This window comes from Arthrobacter sp. Soil_C_49 (genome assembly GCF_057656635.1).
Map to the genome: position 1 here is coordinate 54204 of NZ_JBDGJZ010000019.1, position 20192 is coordinate 74395.

Below are 20192 nucleotides of genomic sequence, written 5' to 3' on the forward strand. Positions count from 1 at the left end.
CGGGAGGAGTGCCTGCAGGGACAAACACAAGAGCCCCTCAGCTACATGACTTCGGAGGATCCGAACGTCGGTAGCTCAGGGGCTCTTGCAGTGGGTGCAGAATGACCGTGGTGTGAACAAGTGTCAATCAGCGGCGGCCTCCTTGCGGGAAGCGGTGTCCAGTTGCCGGGTGGTGTGCCGGGGAGCCTGTAGCCTGCGGGAATCAGCGGTAGCTTTCTGCCCTTGTTGCCACAATTTGAGCAGACACCCTACAGTTGGGGCAACCAGCAGGTCCTCGATTGATCAGTCTGATCAAGCCCCGAGGTTCCAACCGACAGGAAATGATCAGATTGCAGCAACTGGACGCCACGGACAAGCGGATCCTGAATGCCTTGGACGAGGATCCGCGCGTTCCCATCATGGTGCTGGCGCAGCGCCTGGGCCTGGCCCGCGGCACCGTGCAGAGCCGGCTGGAGCGGATGGCGGCCTCCGGAGCGCTGCGGCCCAACAGCAGCAGGGTGCTTCCGGCCGCGCTAGGGCGGGGCGTGGCGGCTGCGGTCAGCGCCGAGTTGGACCAGAGCCATCTCAACGAGGCCATCGCCGCCCTCCGGAAGATTCCCGAAGTCCTCGAATGCCATGCGCCCGCAGGCGATACCGACCTTCTGATCCGCGTGGTGGCCACCAGCCCGGACGACCTCTACCGGGTATCGGAAGAAATCCGGCTGTGCCCGGGAATCGTACGGACCTCCACCAGCATGTTCCTTCGGGAAGTCATCCCCTACCGGACCACCGGACTGCTGCAGGAGTAGCGAACGGGGGCGCTCTCCCCATCGCGCGCGGGCGGGGCGGCGGTTAGGCTGGCACGGGAATCCATACGGGGGGAAGCATGGCGGGGAACTTTTACGGCGCGGATGTGGCGCAGCTCCGGCAGCTTGCCAAGGACCTGGCCGGCGGCGCCAACCGGCTGAACGCCCTGGGCCAGCAGCTGGGCAGCAGCATCAGCTCCACGGCCTGGCGGGGGCACGACGGCGAGCGGTTCCGGAGCGAGTGGACGTCCGCCCACCAAAAGCTGCTGCGGTCCGCAACGGCAGGGTTGGAAGAAGCATCGAAGGCGCTGCTCGCCAATGCGGACGAGCAGGAAAAGGCCAGCACCAGCGGCGGCTCCGGCGGGGCCGGTGGCGGGACTGGCGGAGCCGGCCAGGGCACAGCCCAGGACCTGACGGACATCTTGAACGCCATGACGCCTGAGGAACGCCGCGGATACCTCCAAGGCGAAGAATTTAAACAGTGGGCGCTGGCCAACCCTGACGCCGCCAAGGCCGCCATGGATGCTGCAGCCGATTCAGGCCTGATTGACAAGGACTCCGAAGAATACGCAGACTTCCTCAGCTCCTACTGGAACCAGCAGGCCATGCTGGAGATGGGGATCGACCTGGCGGACTGGGACACGTCCAAGGGGACCGAGTACAACTGGGAGACCATCAAGAAGGTCTATGACTTTTATGGCCAGGCCTACCTCGCCAATCCGGACCTGCAGTGGGCGGGCATGGCGAACATGATCGGGCCATCCTTCGCCGGCGGCTTCAGGGATATGGCCATGCTCCGGGACCTTGCACAACAGATCGCCGACAACCCCGCCTCGGACATACCGCTGCCCATGCTGGACCAGATCGAACAGCTCGCGGGGATGACGGACCAGGAGATCCGCTTCTACGAAACCAGCATGCTGGACATGAACAAGGAAATCTTCCTGGACCAGGCCCGGCAGCACGAGGCCTACATGAACGGCGGCATCGAAGAAATCAACAGGCTGCGGGACTCGGGCGTTATCAACGCGGACACCGCCAAGGCCTGGGCACAGATCGACTCCGGCGATCCCGAACTGATCCAGGAGGGAAACACCAGCCTGCTGTATCGCGAACAGAACGAGATCATTGCCGATGACTACGACGCCATACGCAACCACCCGGGCGGAGAGGCCGTCACCTACCTGGTGACCCTGGCCGGCGAGCCCTCGATCCCCGGCGCGAAGAGCTACCCGGAAGTCTTTCCCTACACCTTCACCGTGGAGAGCCCCGGACCGGAAAACGTGCCCTTCACCAACTGGGACAACCCCACCCAGTTCCGCACAGACTTCACCACGGGCTTCCCCGCCGGCAACATCTCCGACGCCGACCAGCGCTGGGCACTCATCCAGCAGGACACACTACCCGCGTACCAGGACCTTCTGGCCACCGATCCTGCCCGCGCTGAACAGATCATCGCCTCGGACTTTGACGACAGGGTGGAACAGTACCGGCCCACCAATAACATCCCCGGAATCATGGACCGCTTCCTGGACGGCTTCGACGCCGAGGTCCACCAGTGACCCCAACGCCGGAACGTGCTGCCGCCCGTCTGCGGGGCCCCGCCGCCGTCGTACTCATTGCCCTTGCGGCAAGCCTGGCCCTGGCGGGATGCCAGATCAGCAGCCCGTCCGCCGAACCAACCTCCGCCACTACTTCATCTACAGGGAGCACCGTGAACAGCACCGAATTTTCGACGCTTGACGCCAGCGGAGTTGCAGACATCCGGAACTCCAAAAGCGCCCGGCTGGACATGACCTCGGGACGGCTGGAAAAGGAAACGGTCCGCGTCACGCAGGACAGCTACGGCCCCGAAATCAACACCCGGGACTCGGGAAAAATCAGCCTGACCATTGCCGGGCCGTCCGGCGACGTCACTGGAGAGACGGACCGTATCCGGTTCAACACCACCACCAAGCGCCAGGACTTCAGCGAGGTCACGTACTTCCTCACCACCGGCTCGCCGGACGAGCTTTTTGACCTTATCCGGGACGGCGTGGAGCGCTATGGGATCGATTCCGATTCCGCCGAGCGCTGGATCTCCTCGCGAAAGGCCAACCCGGAGGGAAAGAGTGATTACTCCCTCGCCCCGGGCACCTCCACCGGGCTGGCCGTCAGCTACGACCTCCGGTACGACGGCGCGAAGGAAACCCAGGTGATCATCGTCCACGTGAGTCCAACAGCGTAGCGATCAGCTGGCGGACCTCTACACCGGCGGGCCGGCGTTGGACTTCAGGTTCTTCATCACCAGGGTGGACGTCAGCCGCTCCACCCCGGGCAGCGACGTGAGTTCGGCGTCGTAGAAGCGCTGGTAGGCGGGCAGGTCCTCGGCGATGACCTTCAGCAGGTAGTCGGGTGAACCGAAGAGCCGCTGTGCCTCCACCACGTTCGGGTTCTCCGCCACCCGGTTCTCGAAGACCTCCATAGTGGCCCGGTCCACCTGGCGCAGGGTGACAAACACAATGGCCTCGAAACCCAGTCCCACGGCGGAGGGATCAATGTCCGCCCGGTAGCCGCGGATCACACCCGACTGCTCCAGGTCGCGCAGCCGGCGGTGGCACGGCGCCACCGTCAAACCCACCTTCGCGGCAAGCGCCGTGGCAGTCATCCGGCCATCGTCTTTGAGGTGGCGCAAGATATTTCTGTCAATATGGTCGATCACGCAAAAACCTTACCGCGCAGGCCTGCTTCGCAGCGAAAAAGGACAGCACTTCTGCGCGGAAACTATCTAGGGTTTGTCCTGACGCACCATGTGGCAGGAGAAAGAATGAACCCCGAGCTGTTTTTGGCCTTTGTGCTGGTGGCTGCCGCCCTCGCCTGCACGCCCGGCGTTGACTGGGCGTACTCCATTGCGGCCGGGCTCAGGCAGCGGAGTTTTGTGCCGGCGGTCGCCGGGCTCTGCGGCGGTTACGTGCTGCACACGGTGCTGCTGGTGGCGGGACTGGCCGCCCTGCTAACGGGAATGCCCGGGGTCTTGGGTTGGATCACCCTGGCCGGCGCGGCCTACCTGATGTGGCTCGGGATCAGCACGCTCCGCTCCTGGCGCGGCGCCAGCTTCACGGCACGTGCCGGCAGCGAGGGCAGCACCCGGCTCCGGACGTTCCTTCAGGGCATGGGAACCAGCGGAATCAACCCCAAGGGACTGCTCTTCTACGTGGCGCTGGTCCCCCAGTTCGTGAGCGCCGATGCGTCCCTTCCCGTGCCGGTGCAGTCCGGCCTGCTCGGCATGACGTTTGTGCTGCTCGCAGGCCTGGTCTACACCACCGTCGCCCTGCTCTCGCGCACCCTGCTGCAGAGCCGGCCGGGAGCCGCCCGCGTGGTGACCCTTGCCAGCGGCCTCATTATGGTGGCGTTGGGCGCGGTACTGCTCGGCGAACAGCTGCTGCCGGTCCCTGAAGCGGCCTAGGGCCGTTACTCGTCGCTGAGCTTCTTCCAGTCCTGTTCCCAGATCCGGCGCATCTCCTCGTCCTTGCGGATGGGCACCGGCGCGGCGATCTCCTTCTGAGGCACGGGATCTTGGCGGCGCCGGCCCCAGTCGCGGGGGTTGAGCGAGCGCCTGCTGGAGTCCAGCACCAGCAGCGCCCGGTCAGTGAGGGCGTCATTGCGCAGGGCCAGGTGTGTTTTGCGCCGGCGCAGGACCTCCGCGAGCGCCTGGTGCGCTGCCTCGAGCCGGCCCTCCCGCCGCAGGGCCCGCGCCCGCACCAGCAGCAGGGCAGCGGACAGATCGTCAGCATTGAGCAGGCCTTCGGTCCAATCGATCACCGTCCGGCTCCGGCCCAGGGTCAGCGCCAGTGAGCAGCGTGCCAGAGCCATGGGGAGCGACGGCGGCAGCCCGGCCAGGGCGTCCAGCGCAGCCTCGGTGCGGCCCGTCTCGCGGAACGAGTGTGCGAGCGCCAGGAAGACTGACTCTTCGCTGAACAGGACCGGGATCTCCACGCGCTCGGCGAGTTCGATGCGGGTGACGATCCTGGTGAGGTACGTGGACGAGTAGCGGTTCGCTTCGTCCTCGTTCCTGGTGGTGAGCCCGCGCTGCAGGAGTTCCGAGGCGCGCAGGTAGCCGCCGTGCTTGTACACGAGCAGCCCGGACATGAGGTAGCAGAGCCCGGCCCAGCCGGGGTAGGCGCGGGCCAGCGTGATCAGCCGGTCGGGCTCACGGCTGGTGAAGACGGCCTCGTGCACGGCCTTGGCGGGCTTGGGCAGCATCCGCTTGAGCCGCGGGATCTCCCCGTCCACGGTGAGCAGGGCCGGGTGGCGTCCGCCGAGGACGCCCGTGAGCAGGCCGCCCACTCCCCCGGCGAGGTCGTGGACTGGTGTACGCAACTGGGGCTCGCCGAACGGCGTAAGGTCGCGTCTGTCCCAGTAGATCGGTGCAGTGTCCCCGGCGGTCATCTCTCCATGCTAGCCGTGGCGGCCGGACGCCCGCGGGACCGGGAGTTTCAGCTGCGTTCCATAAACCACTCGGTGAAAGCAGAGGCCCGGCCGTTCCCGTCCAGCCGGATCACCCAGAGGTTGTCGTACGTGGGCCGGTCGCCGGAATAGGTGGTAACACCCTGGACGAAGGCGGTGTCCGCGTCCGTGCCCAGCAGCTCCCAGCTGAACGTCCAGTCCCCTGGTTCATCCCGTGCCGCCAGCCAGGCGTCGACGATGCCGTCCTGCCCCTTCCAGGCGTGCGGATCGTTGGGCCGTGTTTCGTACACTGCGTCTTCGGTGAAGAGGGCGCGGATGTCCTCTGGCCGGTTGGTGGTCCACGCCGCCTGGTACTTCTCCATCCAGGCCTGTACGTGCTCGCGTGCTGAAGTAGGCTCCGTCATGCTGCCGTTCTACGCCCTTGAGCGTACGGGCCGCAAGCGCCTCAGCCGTTGGCGGCCGCCACCCACACCCCGATCACCCACGTGCTGGCGGCGAGGCAGGCCAGGCCGAACTCGGCGAGCATACCCACACCCGTTGCTTTGAGGGCTGCCCAACTGGAAGCCGCCGCACGTCCGAGGTTCCGGGTGCGGGCGAGTTCGCTGAGCAGCAGGCCGGCGGCGAAGCCCACGAAGAGTCCCACCACCGGGATGATGAACATTCCCGCGACTCCGGCTACGAGCGCAGCTGCGATGCTTCTGCTGGGGATGGCGTGCTCCTTGAGCTTCCTCCCGGTCAGGACAGCGCTGGCAGCCATGCCTGCCACCACGAACACCATGGCAACCGCGAACACCACCCAGCCTGCAGTGCCGGCGCCGCCCCAGATGGCCCACACAAGCAGGCTTCCACCGATCAGGATGCTGCCCGGCAGCACCGGGATGACTGTGCCCGCCACGCCGACGACGATTGCCAGGCCGCACAGGATGGTCACCACGGTTTCGGAGTTCATGGCTTCCAGTCTATGGTCGGCGCCCGCCAACCCCCGACGGCGGTGCCTTCCGCGCAGGGGAGGCACCGCCGTCGTACATTCCTGAAAGGGAAGGGTGTTTACTCCGCTTCCACCGCGGCGGCGACTGCTGCGGTCACGGCCGGGGCCACCCGCGGGTCCAGCGGGCTGGGCACGATGTAGTCCGCGGAGAGGTCCTCTGCGGCGAGGTCGGCGATGGCGTAGGCGGCGGCCAGCTTCATGGCCGGGGTGATGCGGCGGGCACCGGCGTCCAGGGCGCCGCGGAAGATGCCCGGGAAGGCCAGCACGTTGTTGATCTGGTTGGGGAAGTCGCTGCGGCCGGTGGCCACGACGGCGGCGTACTTCACGGCGACCTCGGGCAGGACCTCGGGGTCCGGGTTGGAGAGCGCGAAGACGATGGCGTCCTGGTTCATCAGGGCGAGGTGCTCTTCGGCCAGCTTGGAGGAGGAGACTCCGATGAAGACGTCGGCTCCGGCGAGGGCCTCGGCGGGGCCGCCTTCCACGCTGCGGGGGTTGCTGCGCCCGGCGATGTCAGCCTTCTTGCTGGCCGGGTCCGCGGCGAGGTCCTTGCGGCCGGAGTTGATGATGCCGCGGGAGTCCAGCAGGACCACGTCGGTGATGCCGGCGGCCAGCAGGATTTCGGCGACGGCGATGCCCGCGGCGCCTGCGCCGGAGACCACCACCCGCAGGCTGTCCAGTTCGCGGCCGGTCACCTTGGCAGCGTTGGTCAGCGCGGCGAGGGCAACGACGGCGGTGCCGTGCTGGTCATCGTGCATCACCGGGCAGTCCAGCGCCTCGATGAGCTTTTCCTCCAGCTCGAAGCAGCGCGGCGCGGAGATGTCCTCGAGGTTGACGGCGCCGAAGCTGGGGCGCAGGCGGACCAGGGTCTCGACGATTTCGTCCACGTCCGTGGTGTTCAGCACCAGGGGAATGGAGTCGAGGTCACCGAAGGTCTTGAACAGGGCGGACTTGCCCTCCATCACGGGCAGCGAGGCGCTGGCGCCGATGTTGCCCAGGCCCAGGACGGCGGTGCCGTCGCTGACCACGACCACCAGGCGCTCGGCCCAGGTCAGGGTGCGGGCCAGTTCCGGCCTGGCGTGGATGGCGCGGCTGACCTCGGCCACACCGGGAGTGTAGGCGATGGACAGGTCGCGCTTGTTGGACAGCGGGACCGTGCTGGCGATGGAGAGCTTGCCGCCCTGGTGGGCGTCGAAGATCTCGGCTTCGGTCAGCGCGCTGGCTGCGGAGTTGTCGGTGGCTGCAATTGCGTCAATGGACACGTCGTTGTCTCCTGGTGCTCGCCGTGGTCACACGGCACATGGGGCTCAGGCCCAAACAGACCTGAGGCATTGGAAGAGGTGCGGCGGATTACCCAGGGGTGGCGGGTCCGTGGGAGCGTCGGGGATGCTCCCTGCTGCTCCGTTCCCCATCGTAGACATCGGAAGGGGGCACCAGGATGCGATTTGACGCCGCCGAGGGATGCTAAAACGCTTATGCAGGCCTTATTGTGACCCACGCCACGGCAATAAGCCCGATTTAATGGGTTATTGGTCTAGGCCAGTTACGCGCTCTGATGGAGTGTGTAGCTGCCTTCGGTGGCCGGTGCGAGCCTTGTACAGGCCTTTTTGAGGTCTTCCTCGGCCTCGAAGAGGGAGAGCCGGCGATTCCGGACGGACTGGACCAGACCAGTTACCGTCAGCAGGAGCACCCTGGCCACAATGGGGTCACCGCAGGCTGTGGCCACCACTTTTTCCCCGAGCGCGTCGATTTCGCGCAGCAGGGTGGTGGTGTCCCGGTCCGGAAGGTACACGCCGCGGCTCAGGCACTGCTCCACGGCCGGCTGCATCACCCGCATGTGGAAGATTTCCATCACCAGGCCGCCCAGGGCGCGGCCCCGGAACCTGGCTGCGGTGTTCCTGCCCGCGGCCTGCAGCTCGCCAAGCTGGTGCCGGTAGAGGGCGAGCATCAGGTGCGTTGGGGTGGGAAAGTAGCGGTACAGCGTACCCAGCGGAACGTCCGCCTTGGCCGCGACCTCGGCCAGGTCCACGGAGTCCAGGCCCTTCCGGGCAAACCCGGCGGCACTGTCCAGGATGCGTGAATAGCGCAGCCGCTGACGCGGGGCTGAGGGCATGGCGGCCATGGGCGGATGGTCTGGAAGAGTCTCAGGCATCTGTATTCCGGGTTGTGTTTTGACGGTGCAGCAGCCAGGAGCGTCCCCATCCCGGACCGCCTGCGATCCGGTTCAACTATACGGCACAGCCGTGTGCGGTAATTCGTCAGGTGCCTTACTTCCGGCGGCCCGAAAACTCAGCGGACGCCCTTGATTTTCACCACAAAAACAGCCCCAAGCAGGCCGATGACCGCCGCAGCGAGGAACAGCGAGCGGTAGCCGCCCCACAATGTGACAGCAAGCAAAGCGAGTGCAGGCGCCACCACCTGGGGCAAGGAGTTTGCCACGTTGATGATGCCCATGTCCTTGCCCCGGTCCAGCGCCGCGGGCAGGACCTGTGTCAGCAGGGCGTAGTCCACCGCGACGTAGGCCCCGAAGCCGATGCCCAATACGGCAGCGCCGGCCATGGCCCCGGGCCAGACCGGGAAGAAGGCCATAATCAGGGCGGCCATGGCAATGATGACGGAAGATCCGATCACGAACGGCTTCCTGCGTCCCACCCGGTCGCTCCAGGGGCCCGCCACCACGGCGGTGATCATCACCATCAACGCGTAGATGCCGGTGAGGACCAGCACTCCCGCCGGGGGGTCGTTATGCTTCAGGATGTCGCGCAGGAAAAAGAGCAGGTAAACGATGGTGAGCTGGTTGCCCACGTTGACCAGGAAGCGGGTCAGCCCGGCCCAGGCAAAATCCGGGTACTGCCGGGGACTGATCCAGAACCCCCGGAGGAAGGCACCCAGCCGCAACCGGGGCAGGACGCCCTTGGGCAGCACCGGGTCATCGCGGTGCACCAGGTACGGCAGCACGGACAGCAGCAGGGCCGCGGCGCACAGCCAGTAGCCCACCATGAAGTTGCCGGACACCACGGCGCCGAACACCGCGCCCGTGAGGATACCCAGCGTCTGGCCAAAGGCCGCGAGCCCTCCCACCTTGCCGCGCTGGAGCACCGGCACACGGTCCGGCACGGCGGCCGTAATGGCTGCGTAGGCGGCGTTCGCCCCGAGCTGGACCACGCACCAGAAGGCCACCACCAGCGCCACGGTAGTTGCGCCGGACATCCCAAGAAGCGCGATGGCAGCGAGCACCGCCCCGGCCGCCACCCAGGGCGCGCGGCGGCCGAAACGGGACGTGGTGCGGTCCGAGAGAGCCCCGGACAGCGGGTTTGCCACCAGCGAGACGGCGGCGCCGCAGGCGGTGGCAAGGGAAAGGACCGCTTCCTTGCTGGGTTCATCGATGCTGATGGCCTGCTGGCCGATGAAGATATTGATGGGGCCGAAGAAGGCGGCGTTGATCCCCACGTTGACCAGGACCAGCCCGGTGACCCACCGGGGAGTGACCTTGCGTGTGGGCTCCGCAAGCACCGCCGCAGCGCCGTCCGGTCCGGTGCCGCGATCGGGGGGAGCTGGAGTATTGGACAGGCTCATGGCATTCTCCCCCATACGGCTGGTTGGCTAGGGAATCAGACTATCGTGGGCTTTACCGTGCCGCCGCTGTCCGATGCGCGCGGCGACCACTGACGGCAGCCGGAGCATCAAGGAGAACCATATGAGCGCAGCGACCACCCCCGGAACAGCTGGTGCGGCTGTTAATACCGCCGACCTCTACGACGAACGCGGGGACGAGCTGGCGTCGGTGTCACTGCAGTTCCAGTCCCTGGGCGGCCGCTCGCACTTCAGCGGTGCGGTAAGGACCATCCGCTGTTTCCAGGACAACGCGCTGGTGAAGTCCACCCTGGCCACGCCGGGGAACGGGAACGTGCTGGTGGTGGACGGCGGCGGCTCGCTGGGCACGGCATTGATGGGGGACATGATCGCCGAAAGCGCCGTGGCGAACGGCTGGGCCGGCGTCGTTATTAATGGGGCAATCCGCGACCGCGAGGCGATCGCCGCGCTGGACCTTGGGGTCAAAGCCCTGGGCAGCAACCCGCGCAAGAGCGCCAAAGAGGGAGCCGGCGAGGTGGATGTGGAAGTGGACATTGACGGCGTGACCATACGCCCCGGAGCCACCATCTGGTGCGACCCGGACGGGATCCTCGTGGAGCGCTGAAGGGCGCCCCCGCTGCAGGTAGAAAATAACTTCCTGTTCCAGGGAATAGGTCTCCGCGTAAGATAGTTACTGAAAGCAACTATCAAGCCTGATTCTTCCCCTGGAGCACCCATGTCCCAACCCCCTGCCACGCGCGCCGCCGGAGAAACCCTCACGCAGCGCCAAATCGTCACCGTGATGGTGGGCCTGATGCTGGGCATGTTCCTGGCCTCACTGGACCAAACCATCGTGTCCACGTCCATCTACACCATCGCCAACGACCTGGACGGGCTGTCGCTCCAGGCGTGGGCCACCACCGCGTACCTCATCACATCCACGGTGAGCACGCCGCTGTACGGCAAGCTGAGCGACATCTTCGGCCGCCGCCCGCTGTACCTGACGGCCATCGTTATCTTCCTGGCAGGTTCCCTGTACGCGGGGTCGGTCCACTCCATGACCGAACTCGCCATTGCCCGCGGCGTCCAGGGGCTGGGCGCCGGCGGCCTGCTGGCACTCGCGCTGACCATCATCGGCGACATCGTGTCCCTGAAGGACCGGGCCAAGTACCAGGGCTACTTCATGTCCGTGTTCGGCATTTCCTCGGTACTTGGCCCCGTAGTGGGCGGGGCATTCGCCGGTTCTGCCAACATCCTGGGCTTCGACGGCTGGCGCTGGGTGTTCTTTATCAACCTGCCCATCGGCCTGGCCGCACTGGCGGTGGTGTTCCTGTTCCTGCACCTGCCGGCCAAGCACGTGAAGCAGAAGATCGACTACTGGGGCGCGGCCGCCATCACCCTGGCCATCGTGCCGCTCCTGCTGGTGGCCGAGCAGGGCCGCACCTGGGGCTGGGCCTCCCTGAACTCGTTCCTGTGCTACGGCCTGGGCGTGGTGGGCATCGTCTGGTTCCTGCTCGCCGAGAAACGCGCCGGCGACTACGCGCTGATCCCGCTGCGGCTCTTCCGGAATGCAACTTTCGGGCTGTCATCGCTGCTGAACTTCATCATCGGCATCGGCATGTTCGGTGCTATCGCCATGCTGCCGATGTACCTGCAGCTGGTCAAGGGCCTCACGCCCACCGAGGCAGGCCTGATGATGATCACCTTCACGGTGGGCATCCTCACCGGCTCCATCACGGCCGGGCGCACCATTTCATCCTCCGGCACCTACCGGATCTTCCCCATCATGGGCACGGCCATCCTTACCGCGGCCGCCGTGGTGATGGGGCTGTCCCTGGGCGTGGACACTGGCTTGTGGGTGCCCGGTGTGATCGCCGTGTTCTTCGGCATGGGACTGGGCTTCTGCATGCAGCCGCTCACGCTGGCCATGCAGGTATCCGTACCGCGCCGTGACATGGGTGTGGGCACGTCCTCTGCCGCGTTCTTCCGCTCCATGGGCGGCGCCGTGGGCACCGCTGTGTTCATCTCGATGCTGTTCAGCCTGGCGGCCAGCCGGATCGCGGACAGCATGAAGTCGGCCATGGCCAGCCCGGACTACCAGGCCGTCCTGCGGGACCCCGCCGTCGCAGCCGACCCTGCCAACGCCAAGCTGTACGAGTTCTTCCAGAACGGGGCGTCCAACGATTCCCTCAACGACACCAGCTGGCTCCACACCGCCAACAGCACCCTGACCCGCCCCATCACGGAGGGCTTCGCCTACGCGATCGACGCCGTGATGCTCACCGCGGCCGTACTCACCGGCATCGCGTTCCTCATCAGCTTTGCGCTGCCCAACAAGAAGCTCTCGGACCCGAAGGCTGCCCCACAGGAACCGGCCGCGGTGCACTAAGGGCCCACCGCGGACGCCCGCTCACTTGTGGCCGCCCCACCCGGACGCCCGCTCACTTGTGGCCGCTTCCACCGAAACCCTCCTGCACTCTCGCGCGGGAGGGTTTCGGCGTTCCTCCCCCGGGTGAGGCCCTGCGTAGGGAACGAGGACGACGGCGCCCCGCCCGCCGTCGTCCTCTTCAGTTTTGCAGGCGATCCGCCCTGAAACGCTGCTGACTGGAAGAGTTCGCGGTGGCGTGGAACACTGTTTACCGCGTGTGCGCCGGCCTGCTGGCCGGTTCCGCAGCCGACGACGTCCGCACCGCATCCACCCAACCCCAGACCAAGGGAGAACCATGCCCACTGCCCAGGAGCAGACAACCGCCCAGATACCGCGGCGGGTGATCTGGCTGGCGCTTGCAGGTGCGGTGGGCGGATTCCTGTTCGGCTTCGACTCGTCCGTGGTCAACGGCGCCGTGGATGCCATGAAGGACGAGTTCGCACTGTCCGAAGCTGTGACGGGCTTCGCCGTCGCCATCGCCCTGCTGGGTTGCGCCGCCGGCGCATTCCTGGCCGGCAAAGTGGCGGACCGCTATGGCCGCATTCCGGCCATGAAGCTCGGCGCACTGCTGTTCCTGGTCAGCGCCATCGGCACCGGCTTCGCCTTCAGCGTCTGGGACCTCATCTTCTGGCGCCTGGTGGGCGGACTGGGGATCGGCCTGGCCTCGGTGATCGCTCCTGCGTACATTTCCGAGATCTCGCCGCGCAAGGTCCGTGGCCGGCTGGCATCGCTGCAGCAGCTCGCCATCACCACAGGTATCTTCGCCGCGCTGCTTTCGGATGCGCTGTTCGCCACCAGCGCCGGCGGCGCCGACCAGTCCTTCTGGCTGGGGATCGAGGCCTGGCGCTGGATGTTCCTGGCCGCCGCCGTGCCCGCCGTGGTGTACGGCTGGGTTGCCTACACCCTGCCCGAATCCCCGCGGTTCCTGGTGTTCCTGGGCAAGGAGGACGAAGCCCGCACGGTTTTTGATTCGATCGCCCCGGCGGAGGACACCGACCGGCACATCCGCGAGATCCGCGAAGCCATCGAGGAGGACAAACTCGCCGGCCAGAAGGGCTCCCTGCGCGGCAGGGCGTTCGGACTGCAGGCAGTGGTCTGGGTGGGCATCACCCTGTCCGTCCTGCAGCAGTTCGTGGGCATCAACGTGATCTTCTACTACTCCACCACCCTGTGGAAGGCGGTGGGCTTCCAGGAAAAGGACTCGCTCGCCATCTCCGTAGCCACCTCCATCACGAACATCCTGGTCACCCTCGTGGCCATTGCGCTGGTGGACCGGATCGGCCGCCGGCCCATCCTGCTGGCAGGCTCGGTCGGCATGGCCGTGTCCTTGGGCGCCATGGCGCTGGCGTTTTCCTCGGCAGTGGGTTCCGGCGATGACATCTCCCTGCCGGGCGCCTGGGGTCCGGTGGCACTGGTTGCCGCCAACGTTTTTGTGGTCAGCTTCGGGGCGTCCTGGGGCCCGCTGGTGTGGGTTCTCCTGGGCGAGATCTTCCCGTCCCGGATCCGCGCCCGCGCACTGGGCCTGGCGGCCGCCGCGCAGTGGGTGGCGAACTTTGCCATCACACTGAGCTTCCCGGTTATGGCTGCCGGTTCCCTGCCGCTCACGTACGCCATGTACGCACTGTTCGCGGCGGCGTCGTTCTTCTTTGTGATGTTCAAGGTGCCGGAAACGAACGGGATGTCACTGGAGCAGGCGGAGACGCTGTTCGTGGCAAAGGGCTCCAAGAAGGCCTAGCAACGCCCCGTCACCTTCCGCAGTCAATCAGCGAACCCTCCATCACATGGCGTGACGGAGGGTTTGCTGTTTGCGGAGCGGATGATGCCTAGACGACGTGCGGCTCGTGCGCTGCCAGGTACTTCCGGCCGGCCAGGGCAACACCAATGGCCAACACCATCGCCGCCGCCCCGGCAAAGAACGGTACCTGCGGGCCAAAATGCTCACCCAGCTGCGCGGCTGCGAACGGGGCCAGGGCACCGCCCATCCAGCGAACGAAGTTGTAGCCGGAGGAGGCCACCGGGCGCGGAGAATCCGAAACGCCCATGGCCAGCTCGGTGTAGATGGTGTTGTTGATGCCCAGCAGGGCGCCGGAGATCACCACCAGGACGACGACGGCAGGCACCGAGTGCCCCGCGGCCAGTCCCAGCCCAATGAGGGCGAGCATCAGGGCCAGGAGGGTTCCGGCCAGGACCTTGGTGGCCCCGAAGCGGTTCTGCAGCACAGGCGCCACGAACACCGAGAAGACGGCCACGGCCACGCCCCAGCCGAAGAACACCCCGCCGATCCCGTAGGCGTCCATGCCCAGGATGAACGGTGTGAACGCCAGGATGGTGAAGAAGCCGTAGTTGTAGAACAGCCCGCTGACGGCGGTGGTGCGCAGTCCCTTGTGGCCCAGGGCCAGCAGCGGATCCCGCAGGCGGACCTTCCGCTCGGGCAGTGGGGTCTTCGGGAGCAGCACCATCAGGGCTACAAAGGCGGCAGCCATCAAGGCCGCAGTTCCGAAGAACGGCGCGCGCCACTGCCAGCCGCCCAGCAGGGCGCCCAGGAGTGGGCCCAGCGAAATGCCAAGTCCCAGCGCGGCCTCGTAGAGGATGATCGCCGTGCCGGCCCCGCCGCTGGCCACACCGACGATCACGGCCAGTGCCGTGGCCACAAACAGGGCGTTGCCCAGCCCCCAGCCGGCACGGAAGCCCACCAGCTCCCCCACGCTGCCGGACAGGCCGGAGAGCGAGGAAAACACCACGATGACGGCGAGCCCGATCAGCAGGGTCCTCTTGCCGCCGATGCGGGAGGAAACAAAGCCAGTGATGAGCATTGCCACGGCTGTCACCAGGAAATAGCTGGTGAAGAGCAGGGAAACCTCGCTGGGACTGGCATCGAGGTTGGTGGCGATGGCGGGCAGGATGGGGTCCACCAGTCCAATGCCCATAAACGCAAAAACGGCGGCCAGGGCTGTGGCCCATACCGCCTTTGGCTGCTTAAGGAATGAGGCCTTTTCGGCTTTCAAGGTTGCTTCTGCTGCCGGCAGTGTGTCTGCTTGGCCGTTCATGAAGTTTGCTCCTAAAGGGATGCTTGCGTCATTGCTGCAGCGACGCGTTGATTTTTCCAATGACGGGAAGGGCGGCCGCGAGGGCCTGCCGGTCCTGCTCAGTGAGGGAGCTGAGGATGCCGGCCATCACGGCATTGCGCCGGGCATTGGCGGAGTCGACGGCGGCACGGCCCGCCGCGGTGAGCACCACGAGGACGGCACGGGAGTCGTGCGGGTCAGGTTCGCGCCGGGCCAATCCTGCCCGCTCCAGCTTGATGATCTGCTCGGTGGCACTGGGTACGCGGACGCCCAGGTTCCGTGCGATCTCCCCCACCCTCACGCCGTCGTCCAGCAGCATTTTCAAGGTGCTGAGCTGGGCTGCGCTGAGCTCGCCATCGGCATCGAGCCGCCGCACCAAGTACACACTGTGGCGGAGGGCATCGCGGAAGTCTCCGGCAAGTGCCTGCAGCTCCTCGTTATCGCTTTTCCTGTTCATCGTTAGGGAGCCTAACAGTTAGGCAGCCTAACGGTCAAGGTTTAGAGCGTCAGCTTCATGCCTTCATGGCTGGCTTCGAAGCCGAGGCGTTCATAGAACCGGTGGGCGGCCACCCGCGTTTTGTGTGTAGTCAGCTGTATCAGGGCGCAGCTTCGGCGCCGGGACTCCTCGATGGCCCACTGCACCATCATGTTGCCGATGCCCTGGCCCCGGAGCCTGTCGGCCACCCGCACTCCCTCGATCTGCGAGCGCCAGGCCCCCTGCCGTGAGATGCCGGGCAGGAAGCTGAGCTGGAAGGTGGCAACCACCTCTGCATGAGCGGTCCCGGGCGGCAGCAATTCCCCCACGATGAGCAGGTGGGAGGGGTCGGCGTCGATCGCCTCGAAGGCCCGCTCGTAGGGCGCCAGTTCCTCGGCGCGTTCGCGCCCGGAGCCCAGTGAATCGTCCGCGAGCAGCCCCACGATGGCGGGCAGATCAGCTTGCAAGGCGTGGCGCAGGCGGAAGGTCCCGCCGTCGACGTCGGAGGTCAGGAGAAAGGGCATGGCAGCTTGGCTCTCGGTCACCAGCCCAGCCTCGCACAGGAGTGAGCAGGCGTCGGGGGGGAGGGTCAGGCGAAGTAGACGCCGATCCGGTTGCCGTCGATCTCCTCGATGCGGATGTCGATGTCGTAGACGTCGCGGAGCATGGCCTGCTGCATGATCTGCCGGGGGCTGCCCTGGTGGACCAGCCGCCCGTCCTTCATGGCCAGGATCGTGTCCGAGTAGCAGGACGCGAAGTTGATGTCATGGACCACCAGGACGATGGTTTTGCCGAACTCGTCAGCGAGCCGGCGCAGGAGCCGCATCATCTCCACCGAATGCTTCATGTCCAGGTTGTTCAGCGGTTCGTCCAGGAGCAGGTAGCGGGTGTCCTGGGCCAGCACCATGGCGATGAAAGCCCGCTGACGCTGCCCTCCGGAGAGCTCGTCCACAAACTTGTCCGCCATGGGGGTCAGATCCAGGTGGGCGATGGCCTCTTCCACCTTGGCGAGGTCCTCCACGGTGGGCCGCCCGCCGGAGTGCGGGAACCGGCCGAAGGCCACGAGGTCCCGCACGGTGAGCCGCATGGTCAGGTGGTTCTCCTGCCGCAGGATGGCCATCGTCCGGGCCAGTTCCCGGCTGTCGGTCGCGGCGATGTCCAAGCCCGCCACGGAGACCGCGCCTGCCTCGAGCGGCTGCAACCGGCTGATCAGCGAGAGCAAGGTGGACTTGCCCGCCCCGTTGGGGCCGATGATGGACGTGATGCCACCCTCGGGGATCACACAGCTGACATCGTCCAGGACCGGCTGGCCACCGTAGCTTTTGGAGACGTTCCGGACCGCGATGGTCATTTCAGCGAGCCTTTCAGGAGGAGGTAAAGAAAGAGGATGCCGCCCGTGAACTCGATGACCACGCGCAGGGCGGTGCCGAAGCCGAACACCTTTTCCAGGAGCAGCTGCCCGCCCACCAGGGCAACGGCGCCGATCATCACCACGATGGGCAGCAACCAGGCATGGCTGAAACCGCGGCACAGCTGGTAGCCCAGGCTCACCACCAGCAGCCCGAAGAAGGTCACGGGCCCCACCAGCGCGGTGGACACGGCCACCAGCAGCGAACACCCCAGCAGCACGCGCATCACCACCTTGCGGTGGTCCACACCCACGTTGATGGCGACGTCCCGGCCCAGCGCCAGGACATCCAGCGTGTGCCGGGCCCGCCACACCAAGGAACAGACTGCGGTGATGATCACTGCGGAGACCCAAAGCAAGGCCGGGTCCACGTTGTTGAAGCTCGCGAAGAACAGGTCCTGCAGGATGATGAACTCACTGGGCTCCATCAGCCGCTGCAGCAGCGATGACAGGCCGCGGAACAGGCTGCCCAGGACGACGCCCACCAGCAGGAGCAGGTGCAGGGAGCGGGCCGCGCCGGTGAACATCCAGCGGTACAACAGGGCACTGAAGGCCACCATCAGCAGCACCTCCGCGCCGAACTGCAGCGTGGGCGGGGCCGCCACCACCGCGGCGGCGCCGAGGGTGAAGGTCATGACCGTCTGCACCAGGATGTACAGCGAGTCGAACCCCATGATGGACGGGGTGAGGATCCGGTTGGCGGTGACAGTCTGGAACAGGAGCGTCGAGACGCCCACGGCCACGGCCACCAGCAGCATGGCGGCCACCTTGATGGCACGGCGCGGCAGGATGTAGCCCACGTTGCCCTTGAGCTCGAAGAACAGGAAGAAGCAGACGACGGCGGCCGTCGCCGCGAGCAGGATGCCCGCCACCAGGAGCGGGGAGGCGCTGCGGGCGGCGGCTTTGAGCGTTCGCATGCCTCGCGTGGCGGGTGGCGGGGCGGCCAGCGCTTCTTTCACCGGCGGCTGGAGCGTTGGGCTTTCAGGCATTGCTCTTCCTCAGGATCAGGACGAGGAAGAGGACGGCGCCCAGCACGGACATCACCATGCCCACGGGAACCTCGTAGGGGTAGCGGATGGTCCGGCCGATGATGTCGCAGACCAGCACGAACGCGGCACCGAACAGCGCGGTCCAGGGAACGGCGCGGCGGAGGTTGTCGCCAAAAATGAGGGACACGATGTTGGGAACCACCAGCCCCAGGAAGGGCACGGCGCCCACGGTGGTAACCACCACGGCCGAGATGAGCGAGACGATGACCAGCCCCAGCCGCATGGTCCGGGCGTAGTTCAGCCCAAGGTTGGTGGTGAAGTCCTGGCCCATCCCAGCCACGGTGAACCGGTCTGCGGCGAGCATGCCCAGCAGCATCAGGACGGCAACGATCCACAGCAGCTCATACCGTCCCCGCAGCACACCGGAGAAGTCGCCGATCATCCAGTTGCTCAGCGTCTGCAGCAGGTCGTAGCGGTAGGCGAAGAACGTGGTGACGGCCGCGATGACCCCGCCCAGCATGATGCCCACCAACGGGATAAGGAGGGTGTTCCGGGCCGGGAGGCGGCGCAGGATGGCCAGGAACAGTGCGGTTCCCAGCAGCGCGAAGACGCTGGCCACCAGCATCTTGGCGGGAACCGGGGCCTGCGGGGCAAAGACCGTGACCACCAGGATTCCCAGGGTTGCGGACTCCACGGTACCTACGGTGGACGGTTCCACGAAGCGGTTCCGGGCCATCAGCTGCATGATCAGGCCGGCCACGGCCACGGCCATCCCGGCGAGCAACACAGCCAGTGTGCGCGGGACGCGGGAGATCCAGAAGACCTCCGCCGCGGCCGGGTTGCCTGCCAACAGGTCCGGCAGGGAAACATCGCTGACGCCAACGAACATACTGGCAGCGGCGAGGGCAAGGACGGCAACTGTGGCCGCAGCCAGGCCTGCACTGTGGCGGGCCTGGCTGCGGGTTGCCGGCGCGAGGGGGCGCACGGCGGTGGCGGTCATGGGAGCGTGGAGGCCGGCAGCGTTACGCCACGGAGGCGGCGACTGCGTCCACCATTGCTTTGACGTTGTTCAGGCCGTAGCCCACGACGTACCAGCCGGCAGGGTCGAGGTTGATGACCTTGTTGTTCTTGGCGGCATTGGTGGCCTTGACCAGTTCGTTGTCCAGGATGGGGTTGGCTGCCGAGGCATCCCCACCCGTGGCGGTGTCGCGGTTGATGACGTAGAGGAGGTCCGGGTTGGCCTGCTTGATGTACTCGAAGGAGATGGCCTCGCCGTGGCTGCCGTCAACCTTGACGTCGGCGGCGGTGGGTACGCCCAGGACGTCGTGGATGATCCCGAAGCGGGAACCTGCGCCGTACGCGGTCACTTCACCGCCGGACGTCAGGACGATCAGCCCCTTGCCGGCGCTGGCCGCCTTGGCCTTGGTGTCAGAGACGGTGGCATCCACTGCCGCGAGCTGCTCTTCCACTTCCACCGACTTGTCGAAGATGGTGCCAAGCTTTTCAGTCTGGGCCTTGAAGCTTTCCATTGGCTGCGCCGCATCAATGGAAAGGTCGATGGTGGGGGCGATCTTGCTCAGTTCCTCATAAGCGCCGGCGGTGCGGCCGGAAATGATAATGAGGTCCGGGTCGCCCGCGCTGACGGCTTCGAAGTCCGGCTCCTTCAGTGAACCGATCTTGGCGTACTTGGCGTCCGAGTACTTGGCCAGCGCTTCAGGGTAGGCGGCTTCCGGGACACCTGCGGGCTCGACGCCGAGCGCGTCGAGGGTATCCAGGACGCCGAGGTCGAAGGTGAAGACCTTCTCCGGGTTGACGGGCACGTTCGCGGTGCTGCCCTGGGCGTGCTCCACGGTGATGGTGGCGGCTTCGCCAGCCGGTGTGGCCGTCGCGCTTCCTCCGCATGCAGTGACGGTCAATAGCGCCGCTCCCGCAGCCAGTGCCCCCAGGTAGCTCGAAAGCTTCTTCTTCACGGTATTTCTCCACTCGGCTAATACGTCACAACTTCGTTGCCTAATAGCCCAGAGCCTATAAGTAAGGG

The 20192-nt window shown here is 66.2% G+C and carries 21 protein-coding genes; 7 read left to right on the top strand and 14 right to left on the bottom strand.

The features are described 5' to 3' along the window. Positions 1-320 precede the first annotated feature (320 nt). The 3 genes from AC3A4Z_RS21390 to AC3A4Z_RS21400 all read left to right on the top strand — a co-directional run bounded on the left by AC3A4Z_RS21390 (position 321) and on the right by AC3A4Z_RS21400 (position 3012). Complete coding sequence (locus AC3A4Z_RS21390; protein ID WP_498714182.1) at positions 321-788, top strand: Lrp/AsnC family transcriptional regulator; 468 nt, start codon at positions 321-323, stop codon at positions 786-788. 77 nt (positions 789-865) lie between these two features. Then, the gene (locus AC3A4Z_RS21395; RefSeq protein ID WP_498714183.1) at positions 866-2347 is read left to right on the top strand and encodes a WXG100 family type VII secretion target; all 1482 of its coding nucleotides are present in this window, start codon (positions 866-868) and stop codon (positions 2345-2347) included. Then, complete coding sequence (locus AC3A4Z_RS21400; RefSeq protein WP_498714184.1) at positions 2344-3012, top strand: hypothetical protein; 669 nt, start codon at positions 2344-2346, stop codon at positions 3010-3012. The genes AC3A4Z_RS21395 and AC3A4Z_RS21400 overlap by 4 nt, the downstream gene beginning before the upstream one ends. Positions 3013-3030: 18 nt before the next feature. On the opposite strand, the gene AC3A4Z_RS21405 is transcribed toward AC3A4Z_RS21400, so the two are convergent. Further along, positions 3031-3486 carry an Lrp/AsnC family transcriptional regulator gene (locus AC3A4Z_RS21405; RefSeq protein WP_142059766.1) on the bottom strand — a complete coding sequence of 152 codons (456 nt, stop codon included), beginning with the start codon at positions 3484-3486 and terminating at the stop codon, positions 3031-3033. Between the two features lie 105 nt (positions 3487-3591). Between AC3A4Z_RS21405 and AC3A4Z_RS21410 the strand changes: the two genes are divergently transcribed. After that, entirely contained in the window at positions 3592-4230 is a 639-nt protein-coding gene (locus tag AC3A4Z_RS21410; protein ID WP_498714186.1) for a LysE family translocator, read from the top strand. A gap of 5 nt (positions 4231-4235) precedes the next feature. Here the strand turns inward: AC3A4Z_RS21410 and AC3A4Z_RS21415 are convergent, their stop codons facing one another. The 6 genes from AC3A4Z_RS21415 to AC3A4Z_RS21440 all read right to left on the bottom strand — a co-directional run bounded on the left by AC3A4Z_RS21415 (position 4236) and on the right by AC3A4Z_RS21440 (position 9792). After that, a complete protein-coding gene (locus AC3A4Z_RS21415) occupies positions 4236-5213 on the bottom strand; it encodes a hypothetical protein (RefSeq protein WP_498714188.1) in 978 nt (325 codons plus the stop codon). 47 nt (positions 5214-5260) lie between these two features. Further along, positions 5261-5635: a nuclear transport factor 2 family protein gene (locus tag AC3A4Z_RS21420; RefSeq protein WP_498714189.1), complete on the bottom strand. Its 375-nt coding sequence runs from the start codon at positions 5633-5635 to the stop codon at positions 5261-5263. Between the two features lie 41 nt (positions 5636-5676). Further along, entirely contained in the window at positions 5677-6180 is a 504-nt protein-coding gene (locus AC3A4Z_RS21425; RefSeq protein WP_493971455.1) for a DUF456 family protein, read from the bottom strand. 98 nt (positions 6181-6278) lie between these two features. Continuing rightward, entirely contained in the window at positions 6279-7478 is a 1200-nt protein-coding gene (locus AC3A4Z_RS21430; RefSeq protein ID WP_498714192.1) for an NAD(P)-dependent malic enzyme, read from the bottom strand. Positions 7479-7759: 281 nt separating this feature from the next. After that, the gene (locus AC3A4Z_RS21435; protein ID WP_498714194.1) at positions 7760-8368 is read right to left on the bottom strand and encodes a TetR/AcrR family transcriptional regulator; all 609 of its coding nucleotides are present in this window, start codon (positions 8366-8368) and stop codon (positions 7760-7762) included. Positions 8369-8505: 137 nt separating this feature from the next. After that, on the bottom strand, positions 8506-9792 hold the full coding sequence (locus tag AC3A4Z_RS21440; protein WP_498714196.1) for an MFS transporter: 1287 nt from the start codon (positions 9790-9792) through the stop codon (positions 8506-8508). 121 nt (positions 9793-9913) lie between these two features. Here AC3A4Z_RS21440 and rraA point away from each other — a divergent pair, with 121 nt between their 5' ends. The 3 genes from rraA (at position 9914) to AC3A4Z_RS21455 (ending at position 13952) form a co-directional block, all read left to right on the top strand. After that, on the top strand, positions 9914-10414 hold the full coding sequence (gene rraA, locus AC3A4Z_RS21445; RefSeq protein WP_498714199.1) for a ribonuclease E activity regulator RraA: 501 nt from the start codon (positions 9914-9916) through the stop codon (positions 10412-10414). A 111-nt stretch (positions 10415-10525) separates the two neighbouring features. Then, a complete protein-coding gene (locus AC3A4Z_RS21450) occupies positions 10526-12178 on the top strand; it encodes a DHA2 family efflux MFS transporter permease subunit (RefSeq protein ID WP_493971450.1) in 1653 nt (550 codons plus the stop codon). Between the two features lie 334 nt (positions 12179-12512). Continuing rightward, on the top strand, positions 12513-13952 hold the full coding sequence (locus AC3A4Z_RS21455; RefSeq protein WP_498714203.1) for a sugar porter family MFS transporter: 1440 nt from the start codon (positions 12513-12515) through the stop codon (positions 13950-13952). Between the two features lie 88 nt (positions 13953-14040). Here the strand turns inward: AC3A4Z_RS21455 and AC3A4Z_RS21460 are convergent, their stop codons facing one another. The 7 genes from AC3A4Z_RS21460 to AC3A4Z_RS21490 form a co-directional block, all read right to left on the bottom strand. Next, positions 14041-15264, bottom strand: coding sequence for an MFS transporter (locus tag AC3A4Z_RS21460; protein ID WP_498714205.1), 1224 nt, complete (start codon positions 15262-15264; stop codon positions 14041-14043). A 28-nt stretch (positions 15265-15292) separates the two neighbouring features. Next, positions 15293-15739 (bottom strand): MarR family winged helix-turn-helix transcriptional regulator, encoded by a 447-nt coding sequence (locus AC3A4Z_RS21465; RefSeq protein ID WP_498714208.1) that lies wholly within the window; start codon positions 15737-15739, stop codon positions 15293-15295. Positions 15740-15780: 41 nt separating this feature from the next. Then, on the bottom strand, positions 15781-16281 hold the full coding sequence (locus AC3A4Z_RS21470; protein WP_498714241.1) for a GNAT family N-acetyltransferase: 501 nt from the start codon (positions 16279-16281) through the stop codon (positions 15781-15783). A gap of 65 nt (positions 16282-16346) precedes the next feature. Further along, positions 16347-17108 (bottom strand): iron ABC transporter ATP-binding protein, encoded by a 762-nt coding sequence (locus AC3A4Z_RS21475; protein WP_498714210.1) that lies wholly within the window; start codon positions 17106-17108, stop codon positions 16347-16349. Continuing rightward, positions 17105-18154: an iron chelate uptake ABC transporter family permease subunit gene (locus AC3A4Z_RS21480; protein ID WP_498714213.1), complete on the bottom strand. Its 1050-nt coding sequence runs from the start codon at positions 18152-18154 to the stop codon at positions 17105-17107. The genes AC3A4Z_RS21475 and AC3A4Z_RS21480 overlap by 4 nt, the downstream gene beginning before the upstream one ends. Further along, positions 18147-19154 (bottom strand): ABC transporter permease, encoded by a 1008-nt coding sequence (locus tag AC3A4Z_RS21485; protein WP_498714215.1) that lies wholly within the window; start codon positions 19152-19154, stop codon positions 18147-18149. The genes AC3A4Z_RS21480 and AC3A4Z_RS21485 overlap by 8 nt, the downstream gene beginning before the upstream one ends. A 22-nt stretch (positions 19155-19176) precedes the next feature. Next, positions 19177-20124: a siderophore ABC transporter substrate-binding protein gene (locus AC3A4Z_RS21490; RefSeq protein WP_498714217.1), complete on the bottom strand. Its 948-nt coding sequence runs from the start codon at positions 20122-20124 to the stop codon at positions 19177-19179. Positions 20125-20192: the final 68 nt, after the last annotated feature.